This window comes from Litorihabitans aurantiacus, from assembly GCF_030161595.1.
In the GTDB taxonomy this organism is placed as follows: domain Bacteria; phylum Actinomycetota; class Actinomycetes; order Actinomycetales; family Beutenbergiaceae; genus Litorihabitans; species Litorihabitans aurantiacus.
Window position 1 is genome coordinate 2014447 of record NZ_BSUM01000001.1, and the last position, 15046, is coordinate 2029492.

Below are 15046 nucleotides of genomic sequence, written 5' to 3' on the forward strand. Positions count from 1 at the left end.
GACCGTCCGAGGGCGGCCTCACTCGTACAGGACGGCCTGGATCTCCTCGTCGTCGATGTTGGTGGCGTCGTACCAGTAGAAGCCGGTGTCGATCGTGGGGGGCAGGTCCTCCCCGTTCACCGCCGCGACGGCCGCCTTGACGGTCTCGTACCCGATACCGATCGGGTCCTGGGTGATGGCACCGGCCTGCAGGCCCGAGCGGATCGCCTCGACCTGCGCGGCCCCGGAGTCGAAGCCGATGATCGTGACGCCCTGCGCGCCCGCCGTGCTCGCGGCGTTCACGACGCCCGTGGCCACGCCCTCGTTGGTCCCGTAGATGCCGGCGAGGTCCGGGTGGCTCTCGAACATCGCGGTCGCGATGTCGGCGGCGTCGGCCGGATCGCCGCCGTACTGCGTGTCGACGATCTCGATGCCGGGGGCGTTCTCCTCGATCCAGTCCACGAACCCGTCACGCCGCTGGGTGCCGGTCGAGGACGTCTGGTCGTGGGCGATCACCGTGATCTTCCCCGTGCCGCCGATGAGCTCCGACATCTTCTCCGCGGCGGCCTCGGCCGCCGCGTAGTTGTCGGTGGCCGCCGTCGTGACCGGCACGTCGCTGTCGACCCCGGAGTCGAAGGCCACGACCGGGATGCCCGCGTCCTGGGCCTGCAGCAGCAGGGGCTCGGCCGCGGCGCTGTCGAGCGCGGCGAAGCCGACGGCGTCGGGACCCCGGTCGATCGCGGTCTGCAGCATCTGGATCTGCTGCTCGACGTCGGTCTCGGTGTCGGGTCCCTCGAACGTGATCGTGACGCCCAGCTCCTCGGCCGCCTGCTGGGCACCGGTGTTGACGGCCTGCCAGAACTGGTGCTGGAAACCCTTGGAGACGATCGCGATCTCCAACGAGTCGCCGTCGGCGGACCCGCCGCCGGACCCGCCACCGTCGGTGGAGCACGCGGCGAGGGCGAGCAGGGCGGCGGCGCTCAGCGCCGTGGTGGAGCGGAGGATGCGGTGCACGGTGGAACTCCTTCGTTGGCGTGCGGATGGGTGGGTGGGCGAGGTTCGGGGCGCTCGAGGCGCGCGGCGGGACGGCCTTCGGGTCACGACCGCTTGCGGACGATGTCGATGTAGACGGCCACGAGGATCACCACGCCGACGGCGATGGACTGCCACTCCTGCGGCACCTGGATGATCCGCAGCCCGTTGGTCAGCACCGACATGATGAGGATGCCGATGGCGGTGCCGGTGATGGTGCCGCGCCCCCGGACAGCGAGGTGCCACCGATCACGACGGCGGCGATCGCCTCGAGCTCCAGGCCCTGGCCGCCGGTGGGCTGGGCCGAGTTCAGCCGCGAGGCGGCGAGCACGCCGGCCAGGCCGACGAACACCCCGGAGAACGTGTAGATCGCGAGCTTCCAGCGCCGCACGTCGATCCCGGACAGCCGCGTGGCCTCCTCGTTCGACCCGATCGCGTACGCGTAGCGCCCGAGCCGGGTCCGTGCCAGGACGACGCCGGCGACGACCGCCATCACGAGCAGGAGGAGCACGCTGAGGGGCACGCGGGCCCCGGGGATCAGCGACGTGGTGGCCAGGGCCTGGAACCCGTCGACCCCGGCGAACCGGATCGGCGTCGTGTTCGAGATGATCAGCGCCGCACCGATCGTCACGAGCATCATGGCCAGCGTGGCGATGAACGGCGGGATGCGCAGGTAGGACACGACGGCGCCGTTCACGAATCCGATGAGCGCCCCGACCAGGACGGCGCCGAGGATGCCCGCGACCAGCGGCCACCCCCAGCCGACGAGGAACACCCCCGCACATCACGCCGCACAGGATCATCGCCGTCCCGATGGACAGGTCGATCCCCCCGGTGATGATGACGCCCGTCGTTCCGAGCGCGAGCAGGCCGATGGTCACGGACGACACGAGGATGCCCGTCAGGTTGGAGACGGACAGGAAGTTCGGGCTGAGCACCGAGAAGACCGCGACGATCACGATGAGGCTGGCGAACGCGAGCAGCTGCTGCAGCCTGCCCCGGGCGAACGCCGCGAGCGCGGACGTGCGAGGACCGGTCGGTGCGGGCGCGGTGGTGGCGCCGGGCGCGGTGCTCATGCGCCGGTGACCGCGGTCTCGTGGAATCGGGTGGCGTGCTCCATGATCGTCTCCTGGGTCGCTTCGGAGTTGTCGAGGACGGCGGCGATGCGGCCCTCGGCCATGACGGCGATGCGGTGCGAGAGCCGCAGCACCTCGGGCAGCTCGCTCGAGATGACCACGACGGCCTTGCCGGCGGCGGCCAGCTCCTCGAGCAGGCGGTAGATCTCGTCCTTCGCGCCGACGTCGATCCCCCGGGTCGGCTCGTCGAAGATGAGGATGTCGCAGTCGCGGTGGATCCACTTCGCGACGATCACCTTCTGCTGGTTGCCGCCCGAGAGGTTGCGCACCAGCTGGCGCACGCCGGGGGTGCGGATGCGCAGGCGGGCGACGAGGTCCGTCGCGACCCGCTCGATCGCCCGGCCACGCACCAGGCCTCCTCGCGTGAACCTCTCGAGCGAGGACAGCGCGATGTTGTCCGCGACCGTCTGCTCCAGCAGGGCGCCGTAGCGCTTGCGGTCCTCCGAGAGGTAGCCGATGCCCAGCCGCGCGGCGACGGCCGGGCTCGAGATGCGGTGCGGACGGCCGCGCACCAGGACCGTGCCGGCCGTGATCGGGTCCGCGCCGACGATCGCCCGGGCGAGCTCCGTGCGGCCGGCCCCCATGAGTCCGGCGAAGCCGAGGATCTCGCCGGCGCGCAGCGTGAAGGACACCTCGTGCAGCGGGTGGCGGGAGCTGAGGCCCTGCACCTCGAGCACCACGTCACCGACCTCGGCGGGCGCCGGCCGCACGTCGACGGCGATCTCGCGCCCCACCATCAGGGAGACGATCTCGCGCATCGGCGTGGTCCGGGCGTCGCGCTCGCCGGCGTTGCGACCGTCGCGCAGCACGCTGATGCGGTCCGCGACGACCGGCAGCTCGTCCATGCGGTGGGAGATGTAGATGACACCCGTCGTCGGCGTGACGAAGCGGTCGATGAGGGAGAACAGCGCCTGCACCTCGGCCTCGTTCAGCGCCGCCGTCGGCTCGTCGAGCACGAGCACGCGCGCGTCCACCGAGAGCGCCTTGGCGATCTCCACCATCTGCTGCTTCCCGACGGTGAGGTCGCGCACCAGCGCGCGCGGGTCGAGCACCATCCCGAGCCGGTCGAGGAGCTCGGTGGCGACGTCGATCGTCGCCCGGGCGCTCAGCAGCGGCCCGCGTCGCGGTTCCCGTCCCAGGACGATGTTCTCCGCCACGGTCAGGTCGCCGACCAGGCCGAGCTCCTGGTGGATGATGCTGATCCCGAGCTCCTTGGCGTGCGCCGGACCCGAGATGACCACGGGCGCGCCGTCGATCTCGATCGTTCCGGCGTCCGGCGCGTGGATGCCGCTGAGGAGCTTCATCAGCGTCGACTTGCCGGCGCCGTTCTCGCCGACGAGCGCGAGGCGCTCCCCCGGGGCGAGCTCGAGGTCGACGTCGTCGAGCGCGACGACGCCCGGAAAGCCCTTCGTGACGCCGGTCATGCGGATGAGTGGTGCACTCATGCAGGACCCCTTCCCGTGTCGAGAGCGGCGGTGGGACTGACGACGCCCTTGCGCATCAGCAGGTTGCCGTAGGGGCGGGTCTCGGCCGTCCGCACCACGAGACGCGCCGTGGCCGCGAGGTCGTAGAACGCGTGCCGCTCGAGGGCCTCGACCCGGTTCCGCGGGGCGGCGACGGCCCGCAGGAGAGCGCGGCGCACCTCGTGGGGCTCGTCGTCGCCGGCGACGGCACCCATGAGGTGGACCGCGGGACCCTCGTAGGTGTCGAGAGGGACCAGCGTGCGCACGGCACCGACCACGACCGGCGCGTCGAGCGCGACGTCGAGGACGAGTTCGCCTCGGGCGTGCGCCGGGTAGTTGCCGTCGCAGACCAGCAGCGTCTCCCCGTGACCCAGGTGGTCCAGCGCGCGCAGCAGGTCACCCGAGAGGGCGGGGTGGATCCCGTGCAGCATCAGCGTCCTCCCCCGTACACCCGCTCGGCCGTCCCGCGCTCGATCGCGGCGCGCTCGTGCTCGCTCAGGGTCCGGACCAGCGCAAGCACCTCGGGGACCCCCGACGACCCACCCGCCTGCTGCGTCATCGGCCAGTCGGAGCCGAGCATCAGACGGTCCGGTCCGAACGCCGCGAGCGCCTCGTCCCACACGAGGGCGAGCGCATCGCCGGTGAGCGGGCTCCCGGCGTGGTGGAGCCCCGACACCTTGGCGACGGTGCCCGGCGCGGCGGCGACCTCGTGCAGCGCCCGCGCCCACGCGTCCCTGTCCTGCGCGTCCGCGGGGGCTTGCCGAGGTGGTCCAGCACGACGGTCAGGCCGTCGGTCCCGGCGATGCGCTGCACCTGGTCCACGTGGTGGGGCCAGGCGTCGGGCACGTCCAGGGGCAGTCCCCGCGCCGCGAGCACCCCGAGCGTCTCGGCCGTTCCGGGTGCCTCGAGCAGCGCCGGGTCCGGGTCGACGTGGACGAGGGAGCGGACGCCGACGACGACGCCGTCGCCCTCGCTCCAGCGGTCGAGCAGCTCCCGCGCACGATCGGCTCGCGCGAGGGGCACCCAGGCGACCACCCCGAGGACCGACGGGTGCCGAGCCGCCACCTCGAGGAGGTGCTCGGTGTCACCCACCGTGTCGTCGGACTGCACGAGCACCTGGGTGTCGAAGCCCGCGGCACGGGAGGCCGCGACCGCCTCGTCACCCGGCACGTCCCGAGCGAGGGGCGACTCCGGCTCCATCCAGGCGTACGTGCTGCGGCTGCGCTCCCAGGCGTGCAGGTGGGTGTCGATCATGACGCACCTCCCGCCGCGACGACGTCCTCGACCTCGACCCAGGCCTCGGGCGCGACGTCCACGTCCCAGCGCGCCACGCTCTGTCCGACGTGCTCCGGCGTCCCCGTCCCGAACGCGACGGCGACGACGGCGGGGTGCCGGCCCGGGAACTGGAGAGCCAGCGTGGGGAGGTCGGTGCCGTGGCGCTCCGCGACGTCGGCGAGCGCGTGGGCGAGCGCGAGCCGCTCGGGTCGGACCGGGCCGTACTCGTCGCGGAGGTCCGGGGTGGGGCGCGCTCGCGCCAGCAGGCCCGAGGAGTACACCGAGACGGCGACGACGTCGACACCCCGCTCGAGGGCGGCCGGGAGGACGCGGCGCGACGCCTCGCGGTCGGCGAGCGTCCAGCGGCCCGAGCACATGACCTCGTCGATGCGGACGTCGCCGTCGACCGCCAGCGCCAGCGCCTCCTCGGACTTCGAACCGACGCCGATGCGCGTCACGAGGCCGTCCTCGCGCAGCTCGGCCAGGCTCTCCAGCCCTTGCCGGACCGCACCCGCCAGCTCGAGTCCGGACTCGTCCGGATCGTGCAGGTAGAGGGTGTCGACGCGGTCGAGCCCGAGCCGCTCGAGGGACTCCTCGAGGCTGCGACGGACGGCGGCGGGATCGGCCCGCCACTCGCGGCGGTGGGTGTCGGGCACGGCGAAACCGTTCGCGAGGTCGTCACCGGTGCCCCCTGCGGCACCAGCAGCCGACCGACCTTCGTCGAGAGCTCGTACTCCTCGCGCGGACGGGTCGCCAGGAACTCTCCGAGCCTGCGCTCGGCGAGGCCGAGGCCGAGGCCGTAGTGCGGCGCGACGTCGAAGTGCCGCAGGCCCGCCGCCCACGCGGCCTTGAGGGTGGCGCGGGCGCGCTCGTCCGAGACCTCCCGGTAGAGATTGCCCAGGGAGGCCGCGCCGAGGGCGAGGCCGGCGCTCACGAGGGCACCCCGGCGTGGGAGAACCGCGCGATCGAGGCGTCGAGCATCTGCGTCCCCGCCCCCGGCGCCGTCGGGGCGACGTAGCAGCCGCCGCGGATCTCCACGGGCGTGACGAAGTGCTCGTGGAGGTGGTCGACGTACTCGATGACGCGGCCCTCGACGGTGCCGGAGACGGCGACGAAGTCGAACATCGACAGGTGCTGCACCGCCTCGCACAGGCCCACGCCACCCGCGTGCGGGCAGACCGGGACGCCGAACTTGGCCGCGAGCAGCAGGTGCGCGACGTTCTCGTTGACCCCGCCCACGCGGGTCGCGTCGATCTGCAGGTACCCGATCGCCTCGGCCTGGAGCAGCTGCTTGACGATCACGCGGTTCTGCGAGTGCTCCCCGGTCGCCACGGGGATGGGCGCGATGCCGCGCGCGATGGCCGCGTGGGCGAGCACGTCGTCGGGGCTGGTGGGCTCCTCGACCCAGTGCGGCCGGGCGAACGAGAGCTCGCCCACCCAGTCGATGGCGTCCGCGACGTCCCAGCGCTGGTTCGCGTCGATCGCGATCGGGAACTCGGGACCGCAGACCTCGCGCGCGATCCCGAGGCGGCGCACGTCGTCGGCCAGGTCGCCACCGACCTTGAGCTTGATCTGGGTGAAGCCGTCCGCCAGCGCCTCGCGGCAGAGACGTGCGAGCTTCTCGTCGTCGTACCCGAGCCAGCCCGGGTCGTCGTGTACCCGGGGTAGCCGTGCTCGAGCAGCCAGGCCTCGCGCTCCGCCCGACCGGGTGCGGCACGCTCGAGGATCTCGAGCGCCTCCAGCGGCGTGAGGGCGTCCGAGAGGTAGCGCCAGTCGACCAGGTCGACGATCTCTCGCGGGTCGAGCCGGCCCAGGAGCTGCCACAGCGGCAGGCCCGCCCGCTTGGCGCGCAGGTCCCACAGCGCGTTGACGACGGCGCCGATCGCCATGTGCATGACCCCTTCTCGGGGCCGAGCCAGCGCAGCTGCGAATCGTGCAGCAGCAGCCTGCTGGCCTCCCCCATGTCCGACAGCAGCGCCTCCACGTCGCGCCCCACGAGGTGACCCTCGAGGGCGCCGATCGCGGCGAGCTGCACGTCGTTGCCCCGGCCGATCGTGAACACGAACGCGTCCCCGGTCAGCCCGTCCGCCGCGTCGGTGACGATGCGGACGTACGCCGCAGAGTAGTCGGGGTCGAGGTTCATCGCGTCCGACCCGTCCAGGGTCCGCGAGGTGGGGAAGCGGACGTCGGCGAGCTCGAGGCGGGTGATGACGCTCATGGGTGGGTCCTTCGCGACGACGGTGGTGCGAGACATCTGATCTTTGCACGTTCCGGGCGCCTGTGGGGACCACCTTGTGGCACGATGGTCCCGACGCCGCGGAGCAGACCTCCGATGTTCTGACCCGCCGCGACCCCACCACGACCACGGAGGTAGTCATGCGACTGGCACGGATCGGTGACGTCGGACAGGAGCGACCGGTCGTCGTCGTCGACGGCAGGGCCCACGACCTGTCGGGGCTCACCCCGGATCTCGACGGCCGCTTCCTCGCGGCGGACGGGATCGCCCGCGTCCGCGAGGCCCTCGCCGCCGGACTGCCGGAGGTCCCGCTCGACGGGGTCCGCATCGGCGCACCGATCGCCCGGCCCTCGGCCGTCGTCTGCATCGGGATGAACTACGCCGCGCACGCCGCCGAGTCCGGCAGCGCTCCCCCGGAGCGGCCGGTCGTCTTCCTCAAGCACCCGAACACCGTCGTCGGCGCCTTCGACGACGTCGTGATCCCCGCCCGCTCCACGCGCACCGACTGGGAGGTCGAGCTCGCCGTCGTGATCGGTTCGCACGCCTACGAGCTGGACTCGGACGAGGCGGCGCTCGCCGCCGTCGCCGGCTACACGGTCGCCGACGACCTCTCCGAGCGTGCGTGGCAGCTCGAGGAGTCCGGCGGTCAGTGGTCGAAGGGCAAGTGCGGACCCGGCTTCACCCCGACGGGCCCGTGGCTGGTGCCGGCCGACGAGATCGACCCCGGCCGCCTGCGGCTCCGCAGCCGGGTCAACGGGGAGCCACGGCAGGACTCCACCACGGCGGACCTCATCTTCGACGTCCCGACCGTCCTGCGCGAGCTGTCGCACTACATGGCGCTGGAGCCCGGCGATCTCGTCCTGACGGGAACGCCGGAGGGTGTCGCCCTCTCGGGCCGGTTCCCGTACCTGGCTCCGGGCGACGTCGTCGAGATCGAGATCGACGGACTCGGCCGCCAGCGCCACGCGCTCGTGGCGCCCGGCGCCCGGGACGTCCGATGAACACGACGGGCGGCGACCTCGACGGCCTGGTCGCCGTCGTCACGGGAGGCGGCAGCGGCCTGGGCGCGGCGATCGCCGACCGCCTGGCCGAGGACGGCGCGAGCGTCGTCGTCCTGGATCTCCGTCCGGGTCGCGACCACCACGGTGTCGTGACCGACGTGACGGACGACGCCTCCGTCCGCGCCGCGATCGAGGAGGTGCGGGACCGCTTCGGCCGGCTCGACGTGCTCGTCAACAACGCGGGTGTCGGCGCCCAGGGCGATGTCACCGCGAACGACGACGCGGAGTGGCACCGCGTCTGGGACGTGAACGTCCTGGGGCTCGTCCGCGTCAGCCGGGCCGCGCTCGACCTGCTGCGGGCCTCCTCGTGCGCCGCGATCGTCAACACCTCCTCGATCGCGGCCACGGCCGGGCTGCCGCAGCGGGCCCTCTACTCCGCGACCAAGGGGGCCGTCCTGTCCCTCACTCGCGCCATGGCGGCCGACCACGTGGGCGAGGGCATCCGCGTCAACGCGGTCTCCCCGGGGACGGCCAACACACCCTGGATCGGGCGGCTGCTGGAGCGCGCCGCCGATCCGGAGGCCGAGCGGGCCGCCCTCGAGGCGAGGCAGCCGCACGGCCGCCTGGTCTCCCCCAGGAGGTCGCGCACGCGGTCGCCTCGCTGGCGAGTCCGCGTGCCGGATCGCTGACGGGGGTGACGCTCGCCGTCGACGGCGGGATGGACGCGCTGCGGGTGCGACCCCGATCCTGAGACCTGGACCGACCGGACCCACCCCCGAACGGTGGAGCGGGCCGGCGAGAGCGACGAGGAGGACGCGGTGCGAAGACAGGCACCCTCACTGACGATGCTGCGGCAGACGCTGCGGCTGCGACCCCTGCGCGGTCCCGTGCGCGCGCGGCTGGAGCGGGCGCAGACGATCGGCGACCTGCGCGAGATCGCGCGACGTCGCACGCCGAAGGGCCCCTTCGACTACACCGACGGCGCAGCCGAGGACGAGGTCGGCCTCGCCCGGGCGCGGCAGGCGTTCCGCGACGTCGAGCTGCACCCGAGCGTGCTGCGCGACGTCACCACGGTCTCGACGGGGTGGGACGTCCTCGGGGCGCCCAGCGCGTACCCGCTCGCCGTCGCCCCCACCGGTTTCACCCGGCTGATGCACGCCGAGGGCGAGCTGGCCGGAGCGCCGTCGGCCGCCGCGCACGGCATCCCGTTCACGCTGTCGACCCTCGGGACGACCTCGATCGAGGACGTGCGCGCCGCCGTCCCGCACGGGCGCCTGTGGATGCAGCTGTACATGATGAAGGAGCGCGACCGCTCGCTCGAGCTGGTCGAGCGGGCGCGGGCGGCGGGGTACGACACGCTGCACATCACCGTGGACACGCCCGTCGCCGGGGCGCGCCACCGCGACAAGCGCAACGGCATGCAGTTCCCGCCGCAGCTGACCCCCGCGACCTTCCTGGACGCGGCGCCGAAGGTCGGCTGGTGGTGGAACTTCCTGACCACCCCGGCGCTGGAGTTCGCCGCGATCTCCTCCTGGGAGGGCACCGTCGGGGAGCTGCTGGACGCGATGTTCGACCCCGGGGTGGACGAGGCGGCCCTCGCTGAGGTGCGCGAGGCGTGGGGCGGTCGGATCGTGGTCAAGGGTGTGCAGTCGCTCGCGGACGCGAGGCGCCTGGCCGACCTCGGCGTCGACGCGATCACGCTGTCCAACCACGGCGGGCGCCAGCTGGACCGTGCGCCCGTGCCGTTCCTGCTGCTGCCGGAGGTCGCGCGCGAGGTGGGCTCCGACCTCGAGGTCCACCTGGACACCGGGATCATGTCCGGCACCGACGTCGTGGCCGCGGTGGCGCTCGGCGCGCGCTCCACCATGGTCGGACGGGCCTACCTGTACGGCCTCATGGCGGGCGGCCGGGCCGGCGTCGACCGGGCGCTCGACATCCTCACCTCCGAGATCGCCCGCACCATGCGGCTGCTCGGCGTGGCGAGCCTGGAGGAGCTCGGGCCGCAGCACGTGACGCAGCTGGAGCGGCTCGCGCCCCGCCGTCGGGAGTGAGACGGGCGGCACCCGATCCCCGGCCGCTGCCGCCCCGCCGACTACCCTCGCGGCATGACCCCTCCCGGCCTCCCGACCTCTCCCAGCACCGCCAGCACCGCCAGCACCGCCAGCACGGCCCTGCTCACCGACCGCTACGAGCTCACGATGATCGACGCGGCGCTCGCCGACGGCACCGCGCACCGCCCGTGCGTCTTCGAGGTCTTCGCGCGTCGGCTTCCCGCCGGGCGCCGCTACGGCGTCGTCGCCGGCACGGGACGGCTGCTGGAGGCCCTCGCGGACTTCCGCTTCGGGCAGGAGGAGATCGCCTACCTGCGCGGATGCGAGATCGTCGGCGAGCGCACGCTCGAGTACCTCGCGGACTACCGCTTCACCGGCAGCATCTCCGGCTACGCCGAGGGTGAGCTGTACTTCCCGGGTTCGCCGCTCCTGGTGGTCGAGGCCTCGTTCGTCGACGGCGTGATCCTCGAGACCCTCGCGCTCTCGATCCTCAACCACGACTCGGCGATCGCCGCGGCGGCCTCGCGCATGACCGTCGCGGCCGGCACCCGACCCTGCCTCGAGATGGGCTCGCGCCGGGCGCACGAGCTCGCGGCGGTCGCCGCGGCGCGCGCCGCCGTCGTCGCCGGCTTCTCCGGCACCTCCAACCTGGCGGCCGGACGGCGCTACGAGCTGCCGACGATCGGCACCGCCGCCCACGCGTTCACGCTGCTGCACGACGACGAGCGCTCCGCGTTCCTGTCCCAGGTCGCCTCGGCGGGCCCGGGCACGACGCTGCTCGTGGACACCTACGACGTCGAGCAGGGCGTGATCACGGCGGTCGACGCCGCGGGGACGGCGCTGGGTGCCGTCCGTCTGGACTCGGGTGACCTGCCCAACCTCGCGCGCGAGGTGCGCGACCAGCTGGACGGGCTCGGCGCCACGGGCACGCGGATCGTGGTGTCCTCCGACCTGGACGAGTACGCGATCGCGGCGCTCGCCGTCGCCCCCGTCGACTCCTACGGCGTCGGCACCTCCGTGGTGACCGGGTCCGGGGCGCCCACGTGCGGCATGGTCTACAAGCTCGTGCTGCGCGAGGGGTCCGACGGCGCGATGCACGCCGTCGCCAAGGCCTCCGCGGGCGGCAAGAACAGCGTGGGTGGCCGCAAGGTCGCCGGCCGCCGCATCGAGAACGGGCTCGCGACCGAGGAGGTCGTCGTGCTCTCGCCCGACGCCGACCTGCCGGCGCTCGACCAGATCGCCGAGGTCGCGGAGCTGCGCCCGCTGCACGTCGCGCTCGTGACCGACGGCGAGATCGACCACGCCTTCACCGGCCCCGAGGGCGTCCGGAGGGCCGCGGAGCGCCACGCGTCCTCGATCGCCGAGCTCCCGCGCGCCGCGCTCCGCCTCTCGGCCGGCGAGGCCGCGCTCCCGACGGAGGTCGTCACGGTCTGATCCCGATCGCCGGACGCCGGTAAGGGCCACCTAACCTCCCCCGCTACACTCGATCGCGGGCCGGTCGTCCGACCGCCCACGACGAGACGACGACGGTGGGACGAGGTGGGCACGATGACGGACGGCTGCGGGTGCGACGGTGGCCCGGTCCCGGCCTGCGGCCGACGCGGCGTCAGCGACCTCCAGGTCCTCACCGACCTCGCCCCCGGACCCTGCCGCCCGCTGACGACCCGCCTGGCCGACCTCGTCGACCACCTCCAGCTCCTCGACGGCGCGACGGCCGTGACGAGCGGGCACGGCGCGGCCCTGGCCTCCCGCAGCCCGTATGCGGCGCCGACGACCGTGGGCGGCGCCCTCCTCACCTCCGGCACGGTGCTGCGCGCCGCGCCCGGCGTCGTGGCGACGGCGCTCGCCGTCGACCCCGGCCCGTCGGTGCACCTCACCCAGCCGGCGGCGGCGAGCGTCGACCTCTTCGACCCGAGCGGCCGGCGTCTGCACCAGGCGCGACTGGGGGCGCCGGAGGACCTGCGTGTGCTGGACTCCCTCGGCCCGCCGTCGCCGTCCGCCGCGGGCGACGACGCGCCCGTCCGCCTCGTCCCGCCCGTGGCGTCGCCGCCCGGGTGCGCCGACCAGATCGACCTCGTCGACAGCCACCTCACCGACCGCCGCGGCGCGCGGCTGCGGGCGCTCATGGGTCACGACGGCGAGCACGCCCGCCCGGTCGAGGTCGCCGGGCTCGAGCAGCTGCTCGCCGGCGTCGCCGAGCTCGGCCTGCGCCCGACGTTCGTGGTCACCTCCGGCCTGCAGCAGAGCCACACGGGCCGCATCGAGGCCATCGGGCGCGCGGGGCGGACCCTGCGCCTGCGCTCCGGGCCCGCCGTGCTCGCCGTCTCCACGACCGCCGTGCACCGCATGTGGATCTCGCGCGCCACCGGCCCCCACGGGCCCACCTCCGCCGTCGAGCTGTTCGACGCCGAGGGCACCGCGCTGGTGCTGATCACCCTGGTGGGGCACCACCCGGTCGCCGCGCACCGCGCGTGGGAGGAGCTGCTCGACCGCACCGCCTGAGCGGGGTGACGGGCATCGCCGGCTGGGGCCGGCACCGGGCCAGGGGCCGACTCAGGGCTTCCCGACGAACCAGTCGCGCACGCGGGCGATCCGTGCGCGCAGCTGGTCGGCGTTCGCCTGCGGGACCTCCGGACCGCCCGAGTGCTGCCGCAGGCGCGAGTGGACGACGCCGTGCGGCGTGCTCGAGCGCCGGGCCCAGGCCGAGACGAGCTGGTTCAGCTCCTTGCGCAGCTTCGTCAGCTCGCGGTGGTCGACGACGTCGGGCGCGCGCTCCGGCGTCGCGCCGCCGGCCGCACCAGCCGCAGCCCTTCCGTGCCCGGCGCGCAGGTGCACCGCCTGACGCGCACGCAGCGCCGTGGCCATCTCGTCGGTCTCCATGAGGCCCGGGATCGCCAGGAAGTCGGACTCGACCTCGCCCCCGATGTCGCCCCCGGTGCCGAACTGGCCGCCGTCGAACAGGACGTGGTCGAACGAGGCCTGCGCCTCCAGCGCCTGGAAGCCGGGGCCGTCGAGGTCGCTCGAGGCCTTCTCGGCGCGGTTCGCCTCGGCCAGCGCCGCGTCGTCGAGCATCTCGCCCTCGGCGCCGGTCTCCTTCGTGGGACGGTCCAGCGCGTGGTCGCGCTCGACCTCGAGCTCGCCCGCGAGCCCGAGCAGGACCGGCACGCTGGGGAGGAAGACCGAGGCGGTCTCCCCGCGCCGTCGCGCGCGCACGAACCGGCCGACGGCCTGCGCGAAGAACAGCGGCGTCGCCGTCGCGGTCGCGTAGACGCCGACGGCGAGCCGCGGCACGTCCACACCCTCGGACACCATGCGCACCGCGACCATCCAGCGCTGCCGCCCGGCCGCGAAGTCCTCGATGTTCCGGGACGCACCGTCGTCGTCGGACAGGACCACGACGGCGGGCTCCCCCGTGATCGTGCGCAGCTGGGCGGCGTAGGCGCGCGCCTTCGTCTGGTCGGTGGCGATGACGAGGCCGCCGGCGTCGGGCACGGTCCGCCGCACCTGCGACAGCCGCGTGTCGGCGGCCTTGAGGACGGCGGGGATCCACTCGCCGTCGGGCGCGAGCGCGGTGCGCCACGCCTGGCCGATCATGTCCTTCGTCAGCGGTTCGCCCAGGCGCGCGCTGACCTCGTCACCCGCGCTCGTGCGCCAGCGCATCTGACCGGAGTAGGCCAGAAACATCACGGGTCGCACGACGCCGTCGCGCAGCGCGTCCCCGTAGCCGTAGGTGTAGTCGGCGCTGGAGCGGCGGATGCCGTGGGCGTCCGGTTCGTAGCTGATGAACGGGATCGGCGCGGTGTCGGAGCGGAACGGTGTCCCGGTGAGCGAGAGCCGGCGCTCGGCGAGCTCGAACGCGTGGCGCACGCCGTCGCCCCAGGTGAGGGCGTCGCCGGCGTGGTGGACCTCGTCGAGGATGACCAGCGTCGGCGCCGCCTTCGTGCGCGCCCGGTGCAGCTCCGGGTTCGCGCCGACCTGGGCGTAGGTCAGCGCGACGCCGTTGAAGTGGGAACCGTGGCGCTGCTGGGCGTTGCGGAAGGTCGGGTCGATCGCGATGCCGACGCGGGCCGCGGCGTCGGCCCACTGCGTCTTGAGGTGCTCGGTCGGAGCGACCACCGCGATGCGCGTGACGATGCGCCGGGCGAGCAGCTCGGTCGCGACGCGGAGCGCGAACGTCGTCTTGCCGGCGCCGGGGGTGGCGACGGCGAGGAAGTCACGCGGGTTGCGCTCGCCGTAGATCTCGAGCGCCGCGGCCTGCCAGGCCCGCAGGTTGCCGGCGGTCCCCCACGCGGCCCGCGCAGGGAAGGCGGGCGAGAGGTGCTCGGCGGCCGACGGCGAGGGTTGCGTCGGGAGCTGGGCCGGCGCCGGCGGTGTGGTCAGCGCGGCGAAGAGGTCGGGCTCGTCGCCCGGCCCCGCCTGCCCGCTCGTGTCGCTCCGGCGCCCGGAGGCGCTCACGCGTCCTGTCCGCCGGAGCCGCCCGAGCCCGACCCACCGGAACCGCCGGCGTCCCCGCCCTCGCCGTGCATGCCGGCGTAGATCTCCTTGCACGCCGGGCACACCGGGAACCGGCTGGGGTCGCGCGTGGGGAGCCAGATCTTCCCGCACAGCGCGATCACGGGCTCACCGGACATCGCCGAGGCGAGGATGCGGTCCTTCGGGACGTAGTGCGCGTAGCGCTCGTTGTCACCGGGCTGGGTGGCCTGGCGCTCCTCCGTGCGCTCCAGCGTGCCCGTGCCCCCCTGCGTGGCGGGACCGGACGGCGCCTGCGGGGCACCCGGGGCGCTCGGCGGCAGGGGCTCACTCATGCCCGCGAGTCTACGGGGCACCTCCGACACCCGCGGGCGGGTGGCCGGCTCGTCCCCCGGACGATCCC

The 15046-nt window shown here is 73.9% G+C and carries 13 protein-coding genes and 3 pseudogenes; 6 read left to right on the forward strand and 10 right to left on the reverse strand.

Annotated features, from left to right (window positions below; all coding sequences use genetic code 11):
• Positions 1–18: 18 nt before the first annotated feature.
• Both QQK22_RS09460 and QQK22_RS09465 read right to left on the reverse strand, forming a co-directional pair.
• Positions 19–993 carry an ABC transporter substrate-binding protein gene (locus QQK22_RS09460; RefSeq protein ID WP_284250692.1) on the reverse strand — a complete coding sequence of 325 codons (975 nt, stop codon included), beginning with the start codon at positions 991–993 and terminating at the stop codon, positions 19–21.
• Positions 994–1183: 190 nt separating this feature from the next.
• Positions 1184–1786, reverse strand: coding sequence for an ABC transporter permease (locus tag QQK22_RS09465; RefSeq protein WP_284250693.1), 603 nt, complete (start codon positions 1784–1786; stop codon positions 1184–1186).
• A gap of 119 nt (positions 1787–1905) precedes the next feature.
• On the opposite strand from QQK22_RS09465, the gene QQK22_RS09470 reads away from it, so the two are divergent.
• On the forward strand, positions 1906–2097 hold the full coding sequence (locus QQK22_RS09470) for a hypothetical protein (RefSeq protein WP_284250694.1): 192 nt from the start codon (positions 1906–1908) through the stop codon (positions 2095–2097).
• Here QQK22_RS09470 and QQK22_RS09475 read toward each other — a convergent pair.
• From QQK22_RS09475 to QQK22_RS09500, 6 genes and pseudogenes are all read right to left on the reverse strand, one after another.
• Positions 2084–3592, reverse strand: coding sequence for a sugar ABC transporter ATP-binding protein (locus tag QQK22_RS09475; protein ID WP_284250695.1), 1509 nt, complete (start codon positions 3590–3592; stop codon positions 2084–2086). The genes QQK22_RS09470 and QQK22_RS09475 overlap by 14 nt on opposite strands.
• Positions 3589–4041, reverse strand: coding sequence for an RbsD/FucU family protein (locus tag QQK22_RS09480; RefSeq protein WP_284250696.1), 453 nt, complete (start codon positions 4039–4041; stop codon positions 3589–3591). The genes QQK22_RS09475 and QQK22_RS09480 overlap by 4 nt, the downstream gene beginning before the upstream one ends.
• Positions 4041–4637: an amidohydrolase family protein gene (locus QQK22_RS18770; protein ID WP_348525640.1), complete on the reverse strand. Its 597-nt coding sequence runs from the start codon at positions 4635–4637 to the stop codon at positions 4041–4043. The genes QQK22_RS09480 and QQK22_RS18770 overlap by 1 nt, the downstream gene beginning before the upstream one ends.
• Before the next feature lie 223 nt (positions 4638–4860).
• On the reverse strand, positions 4861–5541 hold the full coding sequence (locus QQK22_RS09495) for an aldo/keto reductase (RefSeq protein WP_284250700.1): 681 nt from the start codon (positions 5539–5541) through the stop codon (positions 4861–4863).
• 110 nt (positions 5542–5651) lie between these two features.
• Positions 5652–5819: pseudogene (locus QQK22_RS19295) on the reverse strand (aldo/keto reductase); the annotation flags it as partial.
• Positions 5816–7103, reverse strand: a pseudogene (locus tag QQK22_RS09500) (enolase C-terminal domain-like protein). The pseudogenes QQK22_RS09500 and QQK22_RS19295, both read right to left, overlap by 4 nt.
• Before the next feature lie 158 nt (positions 7104–7261).
• Here QQK22_RS09500 and QQK22_RS09505 point away from each other — a divergent pair.
• The 5 genes and pseudogenes from QQK22_RS09505 (at position 7262) to QQK22_RS09525 (ending at position 12675) form a co-directional block, all read left to right on the forward strand.
• Positions 7262–8122 (forward strand): fumarylacetoacetate hydrolase family protein, encoded by an 861-nt coding sequence (locus tag QQK22_RS09505; protein WP_284250701.1) that lies wholly within the window; start codon positions 7262–7264, stop codon positions 8120–8122.
• Positions 8119–8873, forward strand: a pseudogene (locus tag QQK22_RS09510) (SDR family NAD(P)-dependent oxidoreductase). Before QQK22_RS09505 ends, QQK22_RS09510 begins: the two are co-directional and overlap by 4 nt.
• A gap of 94 nt (positions 8874–8967) precedes the next feature.
• Positions 8968–10173, forward strand: coding sequence for an alpha-hydroxy acid oxidase (locus QQK22_RS09515; RefSeq protein ID WP_284252655.1), 1206 nt, complete (start codon positions 8968–8970; stop codon positions 10171–10173).
• Between the two features lie 54 nt (positions 10174–10227).
• Entirely contained in the window at positions 10228–11607 is a 1380-nt protein-coding gene (locus QQK22_RS09520; protein WP_284250702.1) for a nicotinate phosphoribosyltransferase, read from the forward strand.
• Between the two features lie 114 nt (positions 11608–11721).
• Positions 11722–12675, forward strand: a complete 954-nt coding sequence (locus QQK22_RS09525) for a hypothetical protein (protein WP_284250703.1) — start codon at positions 11722–11724, stop codon at positions 12673–12675.
• Positions 12676–12726: 51 nt separating this feature from the next.
• Here QQK22_RS09525 and QQK22_RS09530 read toward each other — a convergent pair whose 3' ends face one another.
• Together QQK22_RS09530 and QQK22_RS09535 are read right to left on the reverse strand one after the other, a co-directional pair.
• Positions 12727–14553: a DEAD/DEAH box helicase gene (locus tag QQK22_RS09530; RefSeq protein WP_284252657.1), complete on the reverse strand. Its 1827-nt coding sequence runs from the start codon at positions 14551–14553 to the stop codon at positions 12727–12729.
• A 71-nt stretch (positions 14554–14624) separates the two neighbouring features.
• A complete protein-coding gene (locus QQK22_RS09535) occupies positions 14625–14978 on the reverse strand; it encodes a DUF3039 domain-containing protein (RefSeq protein WP_284250705.1) in 354 nt (117 codons plus the stop codon).
• Between the last annotated feature and the right edge of the window lie 68 nt (positions 14979–15046).

Bases quoted from the DNA above. Each gene is read 5' to 3' on its own strand.
- QQK22_RS09470 (WP_284250694.1), top strand. From the start codon at position 1,906: ATGCCCGTCAGGTTGGAGACGGACAGGAAGTTCGGGCTGAGCACCGAG.
- QQK22_RS09475 (WP_284250695.1), bottom strand. From the start codon at position 3,592: ATGAGTGCACCACTCATCCGCATGACCGGCGTCACGAAGGGCTTTCCG.
- QQK22_RS09480 (WP_284250696.1), bottom strand. From the start codon at position 4,041: ATGCTGCACGGGATCCACCCCGCCCTCTCGGGTGACCTGCTGCGCGCG.
- QQK22_RS09505 (WP_284250701.1), top strand. From the start codon at position 7,262: ATGCGACTGGCACGGATCGGTGACGTCGGACAGGAGCGACCGGTCGTC.
- QQK22_RS09515 (WP_284252655.1), top strand. From the start codon at position 8,968: ATGCTGCGGCAGACGCTGCGGCTGCGACCCCTGCGCGGTCCCGTGCGC.
- QQK22_RS09520 (WP_284250702.1), top strand. From the start codon at position 10,228: ATGACCCCTCCCGGCCTCCCGACCTCTCCCAGCACCGCCAGCACCGCC.
- QQK22_RS09525 (WP_284250703.1), top strand. From the start codon at position 11,722: ATGACGGACGGCTGCGGGTGCGACGGTGGCCCGGTCCCGGCCTGCGGC.
- QQK22_RS09535 (WP_284250705.1), bottom strand. From the start codon at position 14,978: ATGAGTGAGCCCCTGCCGCCGAGCGCCCCGGGTGCCCCGCAGGCGCCG.